General features: G+C 46.4%; 15 protein-coding genes and 2 pseudogenes. 11 read left to right on the forward strand and 6 right to left on the reverse strand.

Annotation, left to right across the window (positions count from 1 at the left end; all coding sequences use genetic code 11):
* Positions 1-155: 155 nt before the first annotated feature.
* A pseudogene (locus tag EZV61_RS19720) lies at positions 156-344 on the reverse strand (IS4 family transposase); the annotation flags it as partial.
* Positions 339-587 (reverse strand): annotated as a pseudogene (locus tag EZV61_RS19635) (IS4 family transposase); the annotation flags it as partial. The pseudogenes EZV61_RS19720 and EZV61_RS19635, both read right to left, overlap by 6 nt.
* Before the next feature lie 149 nt (positions 588-736).
* Here EZV61_RS19635 and EZV61_RS19060 point away from each other — a divergent pair.
* The 10 genes from EZV61_RS19060 (at position 737) to EZV61_RS19110 (ending at position 12232) form a co-directional block, all read left to right on the forward strand.
* Positions 737-1066 carry a hypothetical protein gene (locus tag EZV61_RS19060; protein WP_131417595.1) on the forward strand — a complete coding sequence of 110 codons (330 nt, stop codon included), beginning with the start codon at positions 737-739 and terminating at the stop codon, positions 1064-1066.
* 117 nt (positions 1067-1183) lie between these two features.
* The gene (locus EZV61_RS19065) at positions 1184-1615 is read left to right on the forward strand and encodes a hypothetical protein (RefSeq protein ID WP_114338344.1); all 432 of its coding nucleotides are present in this window, start codon (positions 1184-1186) and stop codon (positions 1613-1615) included.
* A 59-nt stretch (positions 1616-1674) separates the two neighbouring features.
* Positions 1675-1965, forward strand: coding sequence for a carboxymuconolactone decarboxylase family protein (locus tag EZV61_RS19070; RefSeq protein WP_114338345.1), 291 nt, complete (start codon positions 1675-1677; stop codon positions 1963-1965).
* A 238-nt stretch (positions 1966-2203) separates the two neighbouring features.
* On the forward strand, positions 2204-2695 hold the full coding sequence (locus EZV61_RS19075; protein WP_130567610.1) for a PEP-CTERM sorting domain-containing protein: 492 nt from the start codon (positions 2204-2206) through the stop codon (positions 2693-2695).
* Positions 2696-2751: 56 nt separating this feature from the next.
* Positions 2752-2988, forward strand: a complete 237-nt coding sequence (locus tag EZV61_RS19080; RefSeq protein ID WP_165569667.1) for a GNAT family N-acetyltransferase — start codon at positions 2752-2754, stop codon at positions 2986-2988.
* A 360-nt stretch (positions 2989-3348) separates the two neighbouring features.
* The gene (locus tag EZV61_RS19085; protein ID WP_131417599.1) at positions 3349-4686 is read left to right on the forward strand and encodes a DUF4397 domain-containing protein; all 1338 of its coding nucleotides are present in this window, start codon (positions 3349-3351) and stop codon (positions 4684-4686) included.
* 370 nt (positions 4687-5056) lie between these two features.
* Positions 5057-5608 (forward strand): EF-hand domain-containing protein, encoded by a 552-nt coding sequence (locus EZV61_RS19090; protein ID WP_131417601.1) that lies wholly within the window; start codon positions 5057-5059, stop codon positions 5606-5608.
* Between the two features lie 481 nt (positions 5609-6089).
* The gene (locus tag EZV61_RS19100) at positions 6090-11303 is read left to right on the forward strand and encodes a thrombospondin type 3 repeat-containing protein (protein WP_131417603.1); all 5214 of its coding nucleotides are present in this window, start codon (positions 6090-6092) and stop codon (positions 11301-11303) included.
* A 237-nt stretch (positions 11304-11540) separates the two neighbouring features.
* A complete protein-coding gene (locus tag EZV61_RS19105; protein WP_114338348.1) occupies positions 11541-11723 on the forward strand; it encodes a hypothetical protein in 183 nt (60 codons plus the stop codon).
* A 140-nt stretch (positions 11724-11863) separates the two neighbouring features.
* Positions 11864-12232, forward strand: coding sequence for a Rap1a/Tai family immunity protein (locus tag EZV61_RS19110; protein ID WP_130567620.1), 369 nt, complete (start codon positions 11864-11866; stop codon positions 12230-12232).
* 166 nt (positions 12233-12398) lie between these two features.
* On the opposite strand, the gene EZV61_RS19115 is transcribed toward EZV61_RS19110, so the two are convergent.
* The 3 genes from EZV61_RS19115 to EZV61_RS19125 form a co-directional block, all read right to left on the reverse strand.
* Positions 12399-13940, reverse strand: a complete 1542-nt coding sequence (locus EZV61_RS19115) for an AbgT family transporter (protein ID WP_130567622.1) — start codon at positions 13938-13940, stop codon at positions 12399-12401.
* A 350-nt stretch (positions 13941-14290) separates the two neighbouring features.
* Complete coding sequence (locus EZV61_RS19120) at positions 14291-15415, reverse strand: PepSY-associated TM helix domain-containing protein (RefSeq protein ID WP_131417605.1); 1125 nt, start codon at positions 15413-15415, stop codon at positions 14291-14293.
* A 131-nt stretch (positions 15416-15546) separates the two neighbouring features.
* Positions 15547-17670 (reverse strand): TonB-dependent siderophore receptor, encoded by a 2124-nt coding sequence (locus EZV61_RS19125; protein ID WP_131417607.1) that lies wholly within the window; start codon positions 17668-17670, stop codon positions 15547-15549.
* A gap of 505 nt (positions 17671-18175) precedes the next feature.
* Here EZV61_RS19125 and EZV61_RS19130 point away from each other — a divergent pair.
* Complete coding sequence (locus EZV61_RS19130) at positions 18176-18388, forward strand: hypothetical protein (protein WP_131417609.1); 213 nt, start codon at positions 18176-18178, stop codon at positions 18386-18388.
* Between the two features lie 409 nt (positions 18389-18797).
* Here EZV61_RS19130 and EZV61_RS19135 read toward each other — a convergent pair whose 3' ends face one another.
* Positions 18798-19796 carry an integron integrase gene (locus EZV61_RS19135; RefSeq protein WP_131417611.1) on the reverse strand — a complete coding sequence of 333 codons (999 nt, stop codon included), beginning with the start codon at positions 19794-19796 and terminating at the stop codon, positions 18798-18800.
* Positions 19797-19901: the final 105 nt, after the last annotated feature.

Below are 19901 nucleotides of genomic sequence, written 5' to 3' on the forward strand. Positions count from 1 at the left end.
GAGCTGTTGGTAGTTCATGTTGTTTCACTTCTTGGCGGGAGCGAGACACAGGAAATACCACAGTTCATCGTTCTAATTCGAGGGCTTGTTGCGGTTAGTATATGAATCCAAGACCAACTGTTTTTGTCCGCTTAAGTGGGCGCTGGAGGATCCCCTCATAAATCCTTCAATCCAGCGGTGTGAACCAGCCTTACGAACTCATTGATCGCCCACTGTATTCGCTGCTCTGAGATAACAAAGTCCGGTCGCCGTCGAACTTCTTTGCCTAAACGAACAACCGACAATACAGCTCGTTTTCTGATGGTGTTCGCCTGAAAGTGGCGGTGCCATCCAATCTGTTGCGCGTGCCAGCGATATATCGCTAATCGTTCGTTATTTAGATGATGAATGCCCAACAACCGAACCATTCTTTTAATGTTGTGCTTGGGCGCAACACGCCCCTCAATGCTTCGTCCTAGTTCGGTCAATGACAAGCGGTCGCCATCGAATAGCGACTGGGTCGCAACTATCAGTGAACTCAGGCGTTTTTTGTGAATTTGCGGACACTGTTGTGCAAGCATTTGGTGTAGGATTTGAACTTCGCGCATCCCGACTGCCTCCGTGCAGGGTGAGATAGGATTTGTTTTTGGCGAAATTAATTAGATCAAACCACGGGGTGCGCGTCTACTTTTATGAATTTCCTAGGGATTATGAGGGGATTCGCTAGATTGCGTCGTTAGCTGTACTTGGAGTTCAGATGAAAATATGGATATTGATTTTTCTTTTAAGCTTTTCATTTTCTGTGCATTGTAATAATGATATTGATTCTCAGGAAAATATAAACTCTGTAATACAGGTTATGGAGTGCTTGCGGAATATTCCCGATAAAGAAATTAAAAACCCTGATCACCTTGTCTCTAAAGAATTATCATTAATGACTAGTGTAATTGAAAATATAACTCTCGAACTTGGCACAAATACAAACGAACAGAAGGAGTTTAGAGAGCTATACAAAGTGGCGTACAAACATTGTCCAAAAATCATTGATACCTTAAAAGCTGGGTATGAAAGTACAGCTGACAAATAAATCATGGTGCTGCTGCGTAGCCGGATCCTATACTCCAGCGCTTAGGGCTTACATTCTGGCCCCATATTTGGCCGCTGCATCCGAGTAATAAGTATTAGACAACATGGAAGTACATCAATGTCATCAACATTCGATTTTTATCAAAGCGAAGAATTCAGAAATGAACTTAGGGTGTGCCGACTCTTCAGGTTGAAATACCCTAGAGGTGGTCACTACAACGATGGCTTTGAGCTTTTGGGTGAAATCAAATTTGCTAATGGAGAGGAGCTATTAAAGGCCTTAGATGTTATTGGTGTTAGCTATAAAATCCATAGCGAAAAACCACAGGTATGGTGTCCTCCACCGTTAGCTGTTGGCTCAGAAACATGCTGGATTGAGTATGAAAACATCGTCACATGTTTCGGATATAAAACATACGTAAAAATTGGCACGTGTGAGCCTTCACTTGAATTCAATTTCAACTCAGTTAGCTGGTATGAAGTCACGTTAGAAGACGTAAAACGAGCAGCTTCTTTCGAAAAGGTTCTAATCTCATACAATTTGTTGTGAAAAAGGTGCCTAACAAACAAAAGCAGAGCGCCCCAGCGTTATAATTCACAGAGGATCTCATGTTAGGAAAGCATCAAAAGCATTACGAAAATTTTTATCACTCCACTCACGAAAATGCGCATCTGGATTCCAAAACAGAGCTTTTAGTGGGGCTTGCTGCCGCCATGGCGATGAATTGCTTGCCGTGTACAAATTATTACTTAAAGCAGGCAAAGCAAGCGGGCATAACAAAAGGTGAAGTTTCCGATGTTACGGCGAAGGTTATGGCTGTTGCAGCAGGGCAAAAGAAACTGCAAATGCAGGAGGTTCTCGCCAAGTACGAAATCGACCTGGACTCCTTTGAAAAGTGAGGTCTAACAAAGCTTTCTGATTCTGTAGTTGAGCTGATTCAGTAGACCCTAAAGTCAAAAACGGTGGCAACGCCGGAAGGAGTGAGTGCCCAGAGCGTTGTGGAAATTGTCACTAAAGTTTACATATTTGTTAAAAAAATGAGGGCTTTTAAAAAATATCGATAAATAACAATTGGTTAGCGGTCTGGCGCATTTCCTGCTTATTTCAGCAAACTCTTATTGTAGTAGGGCAGTAATAATGAAAAAGCAGTTTTTTAAAATCATCATGGGGTTGTCTCTTCTGGTCAGTGCCAGTGCAGCGCAAGCCGCTTTAATTGAATATGTAGGCTCATGGCAGGTTGGTGACGGTCCGAACTGGAGCTCTAACCCGCTTGCATATTCAGGTGTTGGTGCAGCTGAGGAGCTGTTTGGTGCTGGCACTTATATGATCTCGACAATTGACGATCAGGTAGCGAACATCAATAACATGGCTCACTACGCGATTATTGGTATCGGCTTCGAGGTTTTTGCTGAAGACTACTTCCGTGGTGTAGAAGGTATTACTCGCTATCAGGACGTTTACATTTTCGATCGTGACCTCGATACCGTCTCTGCTTATGTTCGTGACTTCGGTGTTGGTGGTACTAACTATGCATTCCGGATCAGTGATGTTCCTGCGCCAGCGCCACTGGCGATGCTTGGCTTAGGTCTGGCTGGCTTGGCATTTTTCAGAAAGAAGAAAGCTGCTTAGTGTTTTAAAGAACATTTAGCGATGAGCCTCGTCTTTTGACGGGGCTTTTTTGTATCTTGAATACCGAGCGGCTTGGCTTCGGCCTGAGTGGTCTTTGGCTTGGTTATCCCATGTGGTGTATTGAACACAATGGTGCAGGTGTAATCGAATACCTGTGGTATGGGTTCAACTCCGGTGAAAGCTCAGCGGTTATATACGATTTTCAAGTTATCGAGCAGTTTAGCGGAAAAGGCTATGGCCGGAAGATTTTTGCCAAACTTGAACAAACGCTGAGATCTGAAGGTGTTGATTAAATTTAACTATTGGTAGCCTACGAAAACAAGCCAGCTGCCAATCTATATGCCGAGCTGGGATTTAAACCCACTGGCATCAACATGGTGAAGTGCACGAAAACATGCAAGTCACTAACTTGTCGCTGCTCTCCCCGGGGGCGCAGGCGTCAGTTTCCCTGTTGCCGCGATTAAGCTCTACTCCTTACGTCTACGGGTTTGTTGTTGCGACATTCGGGCTTGGTGTTGCTAGTGCTGTATTCGTGTAATATTTCACGGTGGCACTGAGGCATTGGGTTCTTAACCAATCTTAACCTTCCTTGACAGCCATTAACGCTGGTCTAGATAGACTGCTTGCTGATTTTTTAACAAAAGATACTCAGCATGTTCATAACCCAGCCAATGAAGTTAACAGTCGTTTTACTTAGTGGACTATTTCTCTTTGCATGTGATGACAGTGACGATGACAGTAGCGGTGCGACGACGATGCAGGTCTACAATGTCTCTTCTAACAGTAGTCCTCTAACGTATGAGTTTGATGATTCATATACGCTCAGTGATATCTCTTTTTCTGATGCTACCAGCCCAAGTACTGTGAATAGTGGGACTTACTCGTTAGTTATCTCTGGAGTGAATTCCAACGGTGTTGACGACGAGATCTATGACGGTGAGGTTTCTCTGTCTGGAGAGCAGCGCCATCTGTTCATTTCTGCGGGTGACTATAGCCAGCTTGAACTCTACAGCGTGGAGTACAATCTGGACGATCTGGGCGATGACACCATGCGTTTGTTTGTCGCCGATTACTCGACTGATTCGCCGGGCTACGATATCTATCTGGGGGAGTCAGGTCTGGGCTTTGAACTAGCGAGTTTGATATCAACGACAGCCTATGGTGAAGCAGCGTTAGTGGGGGATTATGCGCTTGATGTGTATGACGTCTACCTGACCTCAGTTGGCAATAGTGAAGTACTTTTTACGGCGGAAAATGTTAGCTTAACGGGTGAAACCGCTTATTTTTTGGTGGTTAGAGACTCGTTCGGTGCCACTGAAACAGGCATTGCCATCGATAAGGTGCTGCTTTCAAGCACGGTGATCCATTATGAGGACAACTACGCTAACGCCCAGTATCGGGTAATTAATGTTAGCCCTGATGCGGTCTCTACTAGCCTGAAGAGTGGTGATGATGAGGTTCGTTCAGAACTCGTCGCAGACAAGGGAGTCACTGAGTATGAAATATTACCCTACGGTGATTACAGTTTGTCAATCATGAACGAGGCCGAAGAGGTACTCCTTAACAACCTGCTGATCAGCATGCCGCAAAATGCCACTAAGGGGATCGCCGTATATCAAGATGAAGCGGGTGCGACACAATCTATCGCTTTTGAAGAGTCGGTACGGGCGATCGCTTTCAATAGTGATATCACCTTGGCTAATCTCAGCTACGACTTAGATGATGTGGATGTCTATTTCGTTCCTGAAGGGGAGACCCTAGAGAGCACTGACTATGACGCACAGGATCTTGATTTTGAGGAGCTGACAACGGGGGTGTTGCCGAGTGGTTTTTATCAGATAAGTGTCGTATTGGAGCGCGACGATGACTCCATGTTACTCCTGTATCAGTCTGACATACTTGAATTTGCCGCGGCGACAAACTATTCCTTGCTGCTGTTTAAAGATGACACTGCTGAATTTGGTTACGACATGGCGGTGGTAAGTAACTGAGCTGATTTAGTAACGCAGATTAGTTTAATTAAGTCGATAAAGCGGGCTTCAGTGACCATGGTCACTGAAGCCCGCTTTTGTCATTCGTTGGTTTTATTTTTGCTCTTTGTTTGTGCCATGGATGGTCATTCTTATTGCCGGAACAGTATTGCCTCATAAGGAATAGTGTTGCCGTTTCAGTCGGTTAGCTATTCAAATGGGTGAAATTGATTAATTCATTCTTTACGTTTGTGGCAGGATTTTCCGATGCTTTTATCGTTATGGGTGTTGAAAGTAAAGTTAGGTAAATCTGTGTAAATATTGCTCTGATTGGAATTGCATTTGCTTAGTGATTGGTGCCACCAATTTTACTATTCACGGAGAACTGGCAATGAATATTTCAGGTACGGGTACATTTAGCTCGATACAGATGAAGTCACAGATTGATGAGGTTAAAGCGCAAAGGGATGAAATTAAGGCGCAGATGGATGAGGCTTTTGCTACGGCGGATACAGACAATAGCAACAGTGTAAGCGTGGAGGAGATGAGTGCTGCGTTGGCTGCACAAGGGGCCGAATTTAATGCTGAAAAATTGGCACAGCATTTCACTGAAATGGACACGGACGAAGATGGGCAAGTATCGGTAGCGGAGCGCGATGCGCTGCTGGAAAGCATGAAAAATCGTATGGAGGGGATGCCAACAGGCATGCCTGGTGAAACCGCTGGCGGTCCTCCTGGCCCTCGTGCGGCGGCAGATACCGCACCACTATTTGAAAGTCTGTTGCAAAGTTTGAGCGAGGATCAAGAGGAGGGCAGTACCGCACAAACCGAATTGAACGAACTCATTGAGAAGCTGCAAACTGAAGGCTACAACCAAGACAATGTGGACCAAGCGGTGAACTATATTCGGGAACTGATCCCCATTGTCAGCACTACGGCTTGAATATTCGTGAAGTGGCCAGCTTTTAACGTGTCGCGTCTATCAAGGAGGCTTACATTGTTGCTCCTGACTGCGATACCGTTTCTACTTACGATAGCGACTTTGGTGCAGATATTACTAACTAAGCGTTCCGGATTAGCGATGTTGCTGCGCCAGCGCCACTGGCGATGCTTGGCTTAAGTCTGGCTGGCTTGGCATTTTTTAGAAAGAAGAAAGCTGCTTAGTTAAGCGTTTTTATGCGATGAGAAGCCCCGTCTATGACCGGGCTTTTTTTATGTCTAAAGCCCTCTGCGGGTTCTGCTCTGCTGGGCGGTTTATGCCGTTCACTAAAGCTGCAATGTTAAACGGTACCCGATTGCTCAATAGTTCGACAGTCTTCACGGTTTTTATGAATATTTGTAATTGCGTCTCAGCTTAATTAGTTGCAATATATGCTATGTATCATATTGATAAATAATATTAAGTTATCAATGTTGAGTTGTTGATGTTCGATATTACAAGGATGTTTATGTGTATTCTCACCTCTTCGCGGATTTGTTCTGCGTTCTTTTTAATCATCTCTACCTTTGTGTCTAGTACCTCATATGCAACGACTGAAGGTAAGACACTTAGTTATTCCGATGGATTTGAGTCAGGTTTAGGTCACTGGTCTAATACTGCTGGCGCAGATACGGATGAATGGAGTCGAGATGCCTCGGGTACTCCTTCTTCTGGAACCGGCCCCTCTTCTGGTGCTGACAGTAAGTGGTACATGTACGTCGAAACATCTTCGGGCGGCGCTTATCACGCAAGTGAAACAGCCATTTTAATGGGGCCTGAAGTCAATGCCGCTTCGGTTACCGTGGTGTTTGATTACCATATGTATGGTTCAAGTATTGGCAATCTATCGCTTGAAGCTTTAAGTGAGGGCGTTTGGACTCAAATATGGAATGCCAGTGGACAAAAGCACTCCTCAAATGATGCTGCTTATCTAACAGGCGAGGTTGAGCGTAATGCTTATACTGAGTCGCTACGCTTTGTCTATACCGCAGCGGGCGGATTTAGAGGGGATGTCGCCATTGACAACATTGAAGTCTGGTTAGGCTCAATGGACCCGGTTGCTCCAGTTTTTGAAAGTAGCCCTTTAGTAAAACCCTTGGCAGTTATTGATGCTTCATATAGTGCAAGTATTGCGGGGGATGCACACGATGAAAACGGTGATAGTCTCACTTTCTCTAAGTTGTCAGGACCTCAATGGTTAGAAGTTGGAATTGATGGGCAACTTACTGGAATACCTCTGGCTACGGACATTGGTGCCAACCGTTTTGAAATAGAAGTCTCTGATGGTGAACTGACTGCGACTACTTTTTTGGATGTTATGGTCGCAGAAACTGATGTAAGAGCGCCGTTACTTGCCGCAGACTTCGAATCTGGCTGGGGCGGGTGGGAGAATGACGTCATTAATGCTTCTAATCAATGGCTTCGTCATATGGGAGAGACTCCTTCTCCTGATACAGGCCCTGATTCTGGAACGAATAATGAGGCTTATTACCTATATTTCGAAACGTCCGCAAATTTTGCAAATGACGCAGGAAATACTTCCATCCTTCTAAGCCCGACGATTGAGCCTGCAAATAGTGTCGAGTTAAATTTCGATTACCATATGTTTGGGACAGACATTGGTACCCTTTCTGTCGATATATTCTCTCAGGGTATGTTGGTGGAGGATGTTTGGCAGGTTTCTGGTCAGCAGCACCTGTCATTGGCTGCTGAATACACTTCGGTAAAGGTTGACTTGAGTGCCTATACCGATGTGACAGGTATTCGCTTTAAGGCATTGGCTGTTGGTGGTTTCCGAGGTGATATCAGCATCGATAATATCCTGCTGATAGGAATTACAGCACGAGATGAAGACAGCGACAATATCGACGACGCTTATGATCGTTGTCCAGACACTCCAGAGGGAGAAAGTGTCAATGATGAAGGTTGTTCTGCTTCGCAAATCGACAGTGACGGTGATGGTGTCAATGACGCTGAAGACCTATTCCCAAATGATCCGAATGAAACGTTAGATACGGATGGCGATGGTGTCGGTAATAATAGTGATGATGACGACGATGGCGATGGAATTCCTGATATCACTGATTTTTATCCGTTAATCTCATTAGGTGGTTTAACTGACTCTGATCTTGATGGTATTCCCAATGACTGTAACGAAGCTTGCGTTGCGCTTGGTATGGCGGCTGACTTAGATGACGATAATGATGGTGTTGACGATATCGCAGACGCATTCCCAGTTAATCCTACTGAAACGTTAGATACGGATGGCGATGGTGTCGGTAACAACAGTGATAGCGACGATGATAATGATGGCGTCGCGGATATATCAGATGCTTTCCCGCTAAATGCTAATGAACAGCTTGATACTGATGGCGATGGTAGAGGTAATAATGCCGATAGCGACGATGATAATGATGGCATCGCAGATTTAACAGATGCTTTCCCGCTAGATGCCAATGAACAGCTTGATACTGATGGCGATGGTATAGGTAATAATGCCGATAGTGACGATGATAATGACGGCGTCGCAGATATAACAGATGCTTTCCCGCTAGATGCTAATGAACAGATCGATACAGATGCAGATGGCATAGGTAACAACGCAGACAGCGACGACGACAACGATGGTGTTTCAGACGCTCTAGATCAGTTTCCGCTGGACAGCACAGAATCTCAAGATTTCGATGGTGACGGTGTAGGGAATAACACTGACCTGGATGATGATAATGACGGTGTGTTGGATATAGAAGACGCGTACCCATTATCCCCTACTTTAGCTGCAAATGATCATGACCGTGATGGCATTCCTGACGTGTGCGACCCCGCATGTGTAGCTTTGGGGATGACAGAAGATCTAGATGATGATAATGACGGCGTACCAGATAGCGAGGATGCATTTCCTCTTGATCAATCTGAGAGCGCCGACCATGACGGCGATCTTATTGGCGACAATGCCGACCGTGATGATGACAACGATGGCGTAGAAGATAGCGTTGATTATTTTCCGCTCGTATCTTTGGATGGTCGTTCGGACACTGATAGTGATGGTGCGCCAGATACATGCGACATCGACTGTCAAAACTCTGGGTTGAGTGCAGACGTTGATGATGACGGTGACGGCTTGATCGAAATCGCGAGTCTGATGGATCTGGATAAAGTACGTTACAACTTGTATGGAGATGCCTTCGGGACGAAAAGCGCTAGCTCTTCAGTGGGGTGTGGTGACGGTTTAGCCGTTATTAGTTGCGCTGGTTACGAGTTGATAACGAATCTTGATTTTGATGAAAATGGCAACGGAATCAGTGATGACCCCTTTAATGCAGGTGAAGGTTGGGATCCTATCGGTGAGGAGGGATATGGTTCCTATGAGTTCAACGCTATTTTTGAAGGCAATAACCATGAGATCCGTAATCTAACCATTAATGTTATTCCCGCATACAACAATAGTATTTATTACTATTCAGGCTTGTTTGGTTCGGCAGGCCCTAACTCTGTGATCAGAAACCTTGCCGTTGTTGGTGCTAACTCGTCAGTCAATATCAATTCTGATTTCGTGGGGCTTTTGGTTGGAAAGAATAGCGGCCTGATTAGTAATATCTATGTGAGTGGAAATGTGGTTGCCCAGGACTATGCCGGCGGGTTAGTTGGCAGAAACTCTGGTCTTATTGAGCGCTCAGTAAGCATAGGCACGATCTCTGGTCAGTTTGATGTCGGAGGTTTAGTGGGCTCAAATTCCGGCACAATTTCGGAATCGGCAAGTCATATGAGGGTTTCTCGTGCATTAAACGATGGTGGTGGGCTTGTCGGAAGTGCTAGTTCCAGTAGCGTAATTATGAATGCTTTTTCTACCGGCAGCGTGACCGGACGAACGGTGGGTGGACTGATAGGGACTGCGATCGGCGGAATCGTTGAAAATACGTATAGCCTAGGTTTGGTCACGTTGTATGAAAATGCACAAGGCGCAGGCTTTGCGTATTCAGCTTCTGACACGGATATTAATGATTCATATTGGAGTACTGAAAGTAGTGGTTTCTCTATTGGCTTGCATGAGGCAGCAACTGGAGAAGGACTGACAGGCTTGAATAATGATGAATTGACTTGCCCAACAGAGCCTGAAGCTTATTCTGATTGTTCAATTGCGCCAATGTATCTTAACTGGAGTGAAAGCATTTGGTCGTTCGGAACCCAGCAAGACTATCCTACACTGATAAACCTTCCGCAATATATAGACACTGACGGCGACGGTGTTTTCGATAATCTTGATGATTTTCCACATGATCCTGAAGAGTATCGCGATAACGACCATGACCTAATTGGCGACAATGTTGATGAAGATGACGACAATGACCTGATCCCCGACCATGTTGAAATACAAAATGGTTTGAACCCGTTGAATAAATTTGATGCTGGATACGATGCCGATTTAGATACGTTTTCGAACTTGGAAGAGTATCTTGTTGGAACCGATATAAATGATTTAACTTCGTTACCAGTTGTAATAACAAGTCAACATTATTCGTTTGAAAACCAGAGCTTACCAAATGGTTGGCGGGTTAATTCCATAGCAATACCGTGGCAAGTAGATGACACAGCGTCATCAGACGGCAGCTATAGCATTTTCACTAATAACGCTGGAAGTGTGGAATTCAGCTTGCGATTTAGTGGTAATAGAGTTCAATTCGATGCCTATAATAATTGTGAGAATGTTGGACAATTTACGATCTCAGTTGATGGTGAAGAAATTGGGGCATACGATGTAAGTAATAACTGGAGTTCATACTCATTTAGCGTGTCATCAGGTGTAAGAACGGTGAAAATTGAGACGCTTGAAGATTGTGGTCTTCGTTTAGATAATATTTCTATTTCTCCTTTGGAAAACATTCTTGATTCAGGTGCAACATGGGTTGCTATATCGGATGGAGCATTGAGTCACTTTGATCTTCTCTTCTATAGTGATTCAGGTGATGTAATTCGGCGAGAAAGAATTCAAAGCCTAATAGTTGATACCGTTCCAAGAGACTTGGCTGTGTTGGAGGGGGGAAGAATCGCAGTTTTAAATGGCGAGAGTGACTCTGAGTTAGCAATTTATGATACCTCTACGCATTTATGGTCATTTATTAATTTTGAAAAATGGGACCAAATAAATAATGCGTACTTTGGCGCAGTCGATGTGTCAGGGAATTATATATTCTCGAACGACATGATTGTAGGAGAAGATGTTGATAGTGGTGTTATAAGGTTTGATACTTCTGATGGTAGCGCTGTTAGAGTAAAAGGTAATAATTATAATACACTGACGGTTGGGTTGGATAACAAGCTATATGCTCTAGATGAAAGAAAAGGGATTGATGTGTATGATCCTGTTTCAATGGAGGTAATAGGCATTGTTGAACTGCCGATTAGAGCTAAAATTTCTGTTGATGAGTTTGGATACATATACGCTTCCACATCTTCAGGGTGGATTAATAAGTATGACTCTACAGGAAGTAAAGTAGGGTCGATATTTATATCTAGTGAAGGTGTTCAGGATATATCTATTAATAGCTCTGATGAGATTTATTTTGTTAGTGGCGGTCAAGTGTTCGTTACAGATAGCTTATTGGAATCATACTTTAACGTAGCAAGTGGTGATATTTTGCTATCTGAATTTGTTAAATAATAAGCAATCTAATCCGTTTTAGATTAGCCGTTTAGACAATAAGTGCGTAGCTTGTTTTTAACGATTAAGTGCAAAAGCCCCGTTTATGACGGGGCTTTTTTTATGTCTAAAGCCCCTTGCTGATTCTGCGCTGCAGGGCCGTTTATGCCGTTAATCTTTCGCGCTGAACGCCGTTATGCGTTAAGCCGTCTAAGCTTGAATTGTCGATGGCTTTAATCAGGTGGCGGGAGGTGAGTGATGACTCACGATAAAGACAAAAGTAGTTGGGCGATAGGCGGCGGCGTGTTGATCGGCACTGGCGTGGGTTTCTTTTATATTCAGACTTCTGTTTTGGCGTTTGTAGGCTCTATTATAGTGGGGCTTGGCTTCGGCCTGGTGTTGACTGCGTTCCTGTCGAAAAGGGCACAGCCTCATGATTGACATTGACCAAGCTGTTAAGTTGCTTTTTCCCTGAGCGCATCTATAACGACTATTCAAAATAAGATTTATTTTTCTGCACCTTAGCTTCTATTTCTAAAAAACGGCTATGGTTAATAAGAGTTAATTTTGGGAGATTGTTGATGATGAAATGCCGCCTAGTATTGTTGATGTTTTGTTTGTCTGCGGGTTGTTTTAGCGCAGCTAACGCCGAGGACAGTTTTGACACCAAAACTATCGGTGATCTGCTTACCCTGTGTGATATGTCGATTGATGACCCTTGGTATGGTGTGTCGCAGGCTTACTGTCTCGGTTATATCAGCTCGGCCCAAGATGCGCAGGTTATCGGTAAGAAAGGTGATCCTGCTTCCTGCCCTGATGCCACTGTGACGCGTCAGCAGATATTAGATAATTTTCTGGTTTGGGCAAATCAACACCCAGAGCAGATGGAGAACCCAGTGCCGGTGAGCGGCCTGACATTATCCGCCAGTAAAAAGTGGCCTTGCCAGTAATCGCTAAACATTTAACCCTTGCTATTGTTTAGACCGTCAGTAAGAGTTTCTCTATGCCAAAACCAACGGGCAGGATGATAAGCTGCCCGTTGGTTTGCCCATTTCGTTAAAAACGCCCCCGAATTCACCCTCGACTTTCTCTCTTCAGATTTGTGTCTTTGGACGCTTATCCGGCCGGTGTGTACAGGTAGCTGGATTGAATACCCAGCGGGATACCCAGCCCCCAATAGATCAATAGAAAGATGCTCCACAGAATGAGAATACTGATACTAAATGGCAGCATCAGAGACAGCACGGTACCTATCCCCGTGGATTTTACATAGCGTTGGCAATACACCACCACCAGCGGAAAATAGGGCATCAGTGGGGTGATGATATTGGTGGAAGAATCACCAATGCGATATGCAATTTGGGTCAGATCCGGAGAGATATCCAACTGCATCAGCATGGGTACAAAGATGGGGCCAAGTAGCGCCCACTTTGCCGAGCTGGAGCCGACAAATAGGTTCACAAAGCCAGTAAGAAAGACAATACCAATCACTGTCACCATGGTTGGCAGCGACAACGCCTTGAGTACCTCTGCGCCCTCAATGGCCATCAACGCGCCAAGATTCGATTTACCAAAGGCATCAATAAATAGCGCACAGAAGAATGCCATCACGATGTAATAACTCATCCCATTCATCGCTTTGGTCATGCTGTTAATCATATCTTTGGTGGTTTGGTAAGTACCTGAGAGATAGCCATACACCACGCCAGGTAACAGGAATAGCAGAAAGATCAGCGGTACGATTGATTGCATTATCGGCGCTTTAAAGGAGGTCAGCTTGCCGCTGGCATCCCGCAATGGGCTCGACTCTGGCACCAGTATCGCAATAAGCATGATCACCCCTGCCAGCATCGTCAGGCTGGCCCAGCGCAGCGCACGGCTTTGTACGGCCGTAAGCTCTGCAAATTTAGGGATATCGTTAGGGTCACCATCCACTTCGACATCTTTCAATCTGGGTTCAATCACCTTATCTGTCAGATACCAGGCGATACCAATGATCAGCACTGATGATGCTGAATTAAAGAACCAGTTATTCAGCGGGTTAACCTGAATTGCTGGGTCGATAATTTGTGCGGCGGTTTGGGTAAAACTTTGCAGCAATGGGTCGATGGCCGACGGAATAAAGTTGGCGCAGAAGCCGCCACTGACCCCGGCAAATGCAGCAGCAATACCCGCTAATGGGTGTCGGCCCATGGCGTAGAAGATCACACCGGCCAGTGGGATCACCAGCACATAACCCGCATCGGTGGCGGTGTGACTAACGATGGCCACCATAACAACCATCGGTGTCAGCAAGCTGCTGGGTGTGGAATCCAGCATCCGCTTTAATCCGGCACTGATAAACCCGGAATGTTCCGCTACGCCCACCCCAAGCATGGCAACCAGCACCACACCTAAAGGCGCAAAGCCGGTAAATATGGGCACCATCCGACTCAAGAAGCTAGCCAGCGAATCGCCCGTCAGTAGGTTGTTTACCACGATCGCTTCGCCAGTACGCGGGTCGATGGCGTCGAAGCTGACCTGAGAAAAGATCGCCGATGCGATCCAGACTATCGCCAGACAGATCAGAAAGATAATCGCGGGATCGGGCAGCTTGTTACCCACCACCTCAATGCGATCCAAGGCGCGGGTGGTCCAGGTGGCTGACGTGTTATCCATGCATATTGCTCCGTGATAAATAGTTAACGTCGACTGACACAGCTACTAAGTGTAGAAGCTAAATTTATTAGTAATGAAAGAGTTAGGTGATAAATAAAAAATAGGGGATCTGTCTTCGATCCCCAATCTCATTGAAATCAGTATTTGGTGCTGCTGAAGTGGGGTATATAAGCGATTTGCTGCTGAAAGGCGTGCGAGGGTTGCCCAGAACGAGAGCGGCTTGAGCGAGCGCGTCAATATAGGAGGGAGCAACACTTTCTATCTGCGCACCTTATATCAGGAGATTTTCTATCAGCACATTGATTGCGCTATTTGTTTGAAAGAGCCGCCCAAGGGCGGCTCGGTTATCACTAGCCTGCAGTATCAAAGCTCTCTCTAACTTGTTCTCTTATCCGCTTCGACTTGCTGCTATAGCGCCTGCGTTGCCAGTACAAATACAAGCCAGTGCCAGCCAATATCACGGGAGCCAACCCTAAAACAGACCAAAGAATACGGGTGAACAAGCCGCCAAAATAGCCAAAATGCAGCTTGCGAAAGCTGTCGATGAATACCCGCAGAAAACTGGCCTCGCGAATATCTATCTTATTGAGCAAGGCGCCACTGGTTTTATCAAAACTGACTGTACTGGCGTATTCGCTGTGCAGCGGGTTATGGCTGTTTACTTCACCGTAAAAAGTGATATCACGATCCGGTTCGTGGGGCATGGCAAGGTAACCCGCTTTGTAGCTATCAATTTCTACTTCCGCTTGTAACCGCAAAGATTCGAATGAGATCTCTGGGCTATGCAGTGGTGCCTGAATATAGACATGGTCGCCGTCGCCGTGTTCGGTCACTTCATGGATGATCCCCATGATGTTCCAGTAGCCACCGGTAAAGGCGATGACGATCAATATTGGCGAACTTAAGATGCCAATAAATTTATGCAGATCACTGAACAGGATCCGCTTGGCTGCGGTGGTTCGGAGGGTGAATAGTTTGGCCCAAAAGCGGCGGTAAAGAATAACGCCACTGATGCCGAGAAACAGCATGATCAGCGCAACCACAAACCCTACGCTGGCACCTTTTACGTGCAGTAAAAAGCTGTAGTGCAGCTCCAATAGCCAGTCGGTTAGGTAGTGGTCCATCGGTTGTGGTGCTGAAAGCAGTGTCCCACTGTATTGGTTGATATAGACCTTGGCCCACTCCTCGGTGCCACGACGGATCAAGTAGCCGGCATCAGAGCGTTGCTTGTCATCAAATATCTCCCAGCCGCCCAGTTCGAATGCGGGGTTGGCCGCCAACATGGTGTGCATCAGGCTGTCCAGGCTGACGCGCGGCGTTTCCGCTGTCGCATCCACCTGCATGTGCTGCGGGCGCAGGAGGGAATCTATCTCAACTTTAAATACCAGTATGCTGCCGGTGATCGAAATAATAAGCAGCGGTAACATGGCGATCAGTGCCCCATAGGAGTGCCATTTAAACAGGGTCTTTCTCATGCTGAACTCTTCTTTCTTCGCATTGTGAGTGCGGCCAACGACAACTCAAAAGGCACCGAGAAGCACAATTGCTTTCGGTGCCTGTGTGTCTAAGCGCGCACATGACGGGTCTGTTGTCTGAGCTATGGGCGTTAAAATGCCCAGCTCAGCGTGGCGCTGTAGTTCGCCGGTGCACCGTAATAGCCCTGCGCCCAGTACAAACTGGTGAGGTACTTTTCATCAGTGACGTTGTAGGCGTTTACGCTCAGGCTGACATCGTCGTTAAAGTTGTAGCGTGCCATTAGGTCAACGATGGCATAAGCATCCTGCTCGGTAACAATCTCATCACCTGCATTGGCAAAATCGTCTCCCACGACGCCCTGACTGCGCGATATATCGTCTTGCCAGCGCATGTTCATACCTGTGCTTAGCCCTTCAACAAACGGCACTTCATATACCGCGGTGAATTTGAACATTCGGCTTGGGGTATAGGCCGCTACTTGCTCATCTCCGTCGATATCAAAGTCGGTATAGCCAATGCTGACATTCAAGCCCTCATAGATCTCACCGGCGACGTCCAGTTCAAAACCGTTACTGCTGATACCATCAGCACCGATATAGCGTTGTTGGTCTGGTGGCAGGTTTTCGGTGCTGGGATCGAGGATCGCCAGGTTTTTCTGCTGAATATCGAAGTAGGCGACACTGGCAAGCAGGCGGCCATTAAACCACTCACTCTTCAGACCTATTTCACTGCTTTCGCCAGTCACTGGATCCAGGGTTTTATCGTCAATATCCAGCTCTGTCTGTGATTGAAACGTTTCGGTATAGCTGGCATACGCGACGACGTGAGGAAGTACCCGGTACACCACGCCTAGATAGGGAATAAACTCAGTATCGCCGGTGTCACGCACCACATCGTAAGATTCACCATCGACATCCCAATCGTTGTAGCGGCCGCCGACAATGGCATGGAAGCCATCGAACAGATTAAAGCGTCCGGTCACGTAAGCGGCTTTTTGTTCCTGAGTGACGTCGCCACCGGTTTCACCGTCAGCAAAGACCGGTTTCGGTGTGTTGCCATCCCATTCATTCAGATCAGGCATCGCCGGGAAGCCTGCGCCAGTGGTGTAGTCGTAAAGGGATTTATCGGTGTAATCCAGCTTGGCGTAGTTAACGCCGGCTACCAGTTGATGATCACGACCAAACAGCTCGAAATCACCGCTGAGATAGAGGTCGAACAGATTGTGTTCGTCATCATGATGGTACCCGCTGGCGTAGCCTGTTAGTCCTAATTCGGTATCGCGGTCGGGTGTACCAAACACGTAGAAAAGTTCGCTGTCTTCGTCGGTCTTGCGGTACGAGTAGGTCGAGCGTATCTGCCAATTGTCGTTAAGCTGGTGGTCAAGTTCTACCACGGTGTTGTTGCGTATCACGTTCCAATTGGACCAATCCGCTGAGGTGCTGGTGGAGCGTCCGTAGTCGGTGGCACTACCGTCGGTGTAATACAGTGGCAATGCGCCCCACAGGTTACCATCAGCATTGTTGTTGCTATAGCTGTGACTGAGCGAGACCGTGGTGTCATCGGTCAGATGGCCTTCGAGAAAAATATAGGCCACCTGTTTGTCGGTTTCGTAACGGTCGAGATAAGATTCTTTGTCCTCACTTACCAGCACCGCGCGGGCGGCAAAGCGGTCACTGAAACGCTTGCTGCCATCAACCTCGACGCGACCACTGTTCCAACTACCGTAGGTGCCATTGACTACTAACTGATCGTCAGCGGTGGGGCGTTTACGGATGAAGTTGATGGTTGCTGATGGGTTGCCCACACCTGTCATCAGGCCGTTGGCACCTCGGATCACCTCTAATCGGTCATAGATGGCGGTGTCTTCTCCGGCGTGATTGTTTCCTGACGCCAATGGCAGGCCGATACCGTCAATCTGGAAGTTGGTAACGTCAAAACCACGGGCGGTGTAGTAGGTGCGATCGGTTTCAATACGTTCGACATTGATACCCGTGGCGGTGTCCAGTGCAGCGTTGATATCTGTTAGCTGGAAATCTTGCAGCTGCTGATTGGTGATAACTGAGACGGATTGTGGGATCTCAATGATAGGCAGTTCTAACTTCGAAGCACCGCTCGCTGAGTGGGCGTTGTAGCCTTGAATATAACTGCCTTTTACTTCGATCCTTTCGATATCGTCTGTGTCGTTAGGGGTGTCAGCCCAGCTAAGGGAGCTGGTGCTAAGGGCTAAAGGGATGATTAACAGAGACTGCTTCATGTCGGTTTTCATCTATACGTCAGAGTGATGGTTTGACAGGCGGGGTAAGCGCCTTGCCAACGATGGTGTTAACAGCATGTGCTGTATTAGCGGCAGAATAGTACGATCATGTAATACGAATGTAAATGATAATAATTCGCAATAATAACCATAAGGATGAAGAGGGAGAGATGAGAGAGAGGGGAGAAAGATAAAGGAAGGAGCACTATTTGGAGGGTAGGCCTGCGTAACTACTTTTACGCTTGTTGACGTTAATTTGAGCGGTACCTAAATATTCGCTATTGATTATTTAGCAAGGCGAAGGGCTTTGCGCTCAATCATGGTTTTGTTCACTGGAACATGGCTTAGTGTTCGCGATGAAAGGAATCATAGCTTACTTAATCTCTTGTTTTCCTTTCCAAATCTGATACTTCTGGTTTGATTTTTATCGCGTTTGGCTTAGCTTCCGATGCGGTGAGTTATCAAGGATGAGTATCCAACCAATGTATATGAAAAGGAAAGCACCATGAAAATCGTTGGCATTATTCTAATTCTTATTGGCTTACTGGATGTGATCGGCAGCCATGTCGGTTTTGATCTCTGGGGTGGCTTCTTCGGTATTGAACTGCCCGATCTGCTTTGGCAGTTCTCCGGTTATATCGAATTGGGTGCTGGTTATCTGTTGATGAAAATGGGCAGTAGCAGTGACGATGCCGCAGCCCAAACAGAAGCGGAGTAACCAGAGTGATTTCTAGGCTCGAGAAAATACTCGAGCCTAGAAAGCTAAATAGCGTTCTGCTTCATCACCCTTGTCAACTTTTGATACCCCCAATCATCCCGCCGCGGGGAGGGGCACGCTGGTTTGAGTGGTCAAAAATAGTGGTTCAAGTATGATTGGATAGCACGTAGTTTGAAGTTCGATAAAACGGCCTATTGAGCCGCAGGAACCGCCAACACAACACCGTGTGTGCCTTCGTTGTATCAAGAAGGCACACATTGCCAAGATAAAGAGCAAAGCGATTGCTTAGCCATTCCAATCAAGCCTCATAGTCAGGTTTGAGCGAATTTCGGTCATACAGAGAATAATCGTATTTTGGTATGAATACCTTAAAGCGGTCATCCAAGGGGTCTCAGTTGCCTTGGAATATTCACACATAACTGGCCTGCGCCTCTTCTACTTTGCTACCCGGTAGCATGTCTGCGGGGCTGGTAGTGCCAGCCCGCCGATCTCCCACAACATGCGTGTAGATCTCGGTCGTTTTTAGATCTGAATGCCCGAGTAATTCCTGTACTGTGCGAATATCTGTGCCTTTTTGAAGCAGCCGTGTAGCAAAAGAGTGCCGGAAGGTATGCGCCGTAACTCGCTTTTTAACGCCACTTTTAAGCACAGCCTTGCGTAGTTGCTTAGCAAAGCTCGTAGCATGTATATGATGGCGACACACGTAACCATCATGCGGATGTCGGCACAGCGTCGTTGATGGAAAGAGATACTGCCATGCAACGTCGGTCATAACGCCCTTGTACTTGCGATAAAGGGAAGACGGAACCGAAGTCATTCCTGCTCCCTCGACAAGATCTTGAGCATGACGTTTTTCAACGTAAGTAATTTGTGCCTGAAGCCTTGGCACCAGGGATTGGGGTAGCAATGTGTATCTGTCTTTTCGTCCCTTGCCTCGAAATACAAGGATGGACTTAAGCGAAAAATCGATATCCTTTACTCTCATAGAAAGCGCTTCCTGCAAACGCAGCCCACAGCCATATAGCAATACAGCGATCAGCCAATACTTACCTGTCATATGCGCGAGGATCTTGGCCACTTCCTCTTGGTCTAACACCGTTGGAATGTTTCTCGGTGCGCGCGTGTAGCTGTAGTTCAGTCCTTCAATTTCCCGACCAACCACATGACGGTACATAAAGATGATGGCGCACAGAGCGAGGTTTTGTGTGGCAGCACTGACCTCCCTGTTAACTGCTAAGTGACTGAGAAACCGTTCTATCTCGGCGTTGCCCATCATGTCTGGATGTTTGTAGTCATTGAAGCGAATAAAGTAACGGATCCAATGCAGGTAGGTCTTTTCGGTGCGGTAACTGTACTGCCGCGTGCGCAGCTCCTTGCGCACCGACTCGATGAATGGAGACTTAGCCATGTTGAACGTCCTTGTTTGACTGTATATATATGGCCCTTCGCGTTTTTTGGTGGGTCACCCTTTCTTAACTCTTTGAACCTGTGCATCATTTAAGGCCTCATCTCT

The organism is Corallincola luteus (genome assembly GCF_004336975.1).
Taxonomy (GTDB): Bacteria; Pseudomonadota; Gammaproteobacteria; order Enterobacterales; family Neiellaceae; genus Corallincola; species Corallincola holothuriorum.

Coding starts and splice junctions, on each gene's coding strand:
- EZV61_RS19120 (WP_131417605.1), bottom strand. CDS start 15,415: ATGAGAAAGACCCTGTTTAAATGGCACTCCTATGGGGCACTGATCGCC.
- EZV61_RS19075 (WP_130567610.1), top strand. CDS start 2,204: ATGAAAAAGCAGTTTTTTAAAATCATCATGGGGTTGTCTCTTCTGGTC.
- EZV61_RS19135 (WP_131417611.1), bottom strand. CDS start 19,796: ATGGCTAAGTCTCCATTCATCGAGTCGGTGCGCAAGGAGCTGCGCACG.
- EZV61_RS19085 (WP_131417599.1), top strand. CDS start 3,349: ATGTTCATAACCCAGCCAATGAAGTTAACAGTCGTTTTACTTAGTGGA.
- EZV61_RS19105 (WP_114338348.1), top strand. CDS start 11,541: ATGACTCACGATAAAGACAAAAGTAGTTGGGCGATAGGCGGCGGCGTG.
- EZV61_RS19060 (WP_131417595.1), top strand. CDS start 737: ATGAAAATATGGATATTGATTTTTCTTTTAAGCTTTTCATTTTCTGTG.
- EZV61_RS19065 (WP_114338344.1), top strand. CDS start 1,184: ATGTCATCAACATTCGATTTTTATCAAAGCGAAGAATTCAGAAATGAA.
- EZV61_RS19070 (WP_114338345.1), top strand. CDS start 1,675: ATGTTAGGAAAGCATCAAAAGCATTACGAAAATTTTTATCACTCCACT.
- EZV61_RS19110 (WP_130567620.1), top strand. CDS start 11,864: ATGATGAAATGCCGCCTAGTATTGTTGATGTTTTGTTTGTCTGCGGGT.
- EZV61_RS19115 (WP_130567622.1), bottom strand. CDS start 13,940: ATGGATAACACGTCAGCCACCTGGACCACCCGCGCCTTGGATCGCATT.
- EZV61_RS19130 (WP_131417609.1), top strand. CDS start 18,176: ATGAAAATCGTTGGCATTATTCTAATTCTTATTGGCTTACTGGATGTG.
- EZV61_RS19090 (WP_131417601.1), top strand. CDS start 5,057: ATGAATATTTCAGGTACGGGTACATTTAGCTCGATACAGATGAAGTCA.
- EZV61_RS19125 (WP_131417607.1), bottom strand. CDS start 17,670: ATGAAGCAGTCTCTGTTAATCATCCCTTTAGCCCTTAGCACCAGCTCC.
- EZV61_RS19100 (WP_131417603.1), top strand. CDS start 6,090: ATGTTCGATATTACAAGGATGTTTATGTGTATTCTCACCTCTTCGCGG.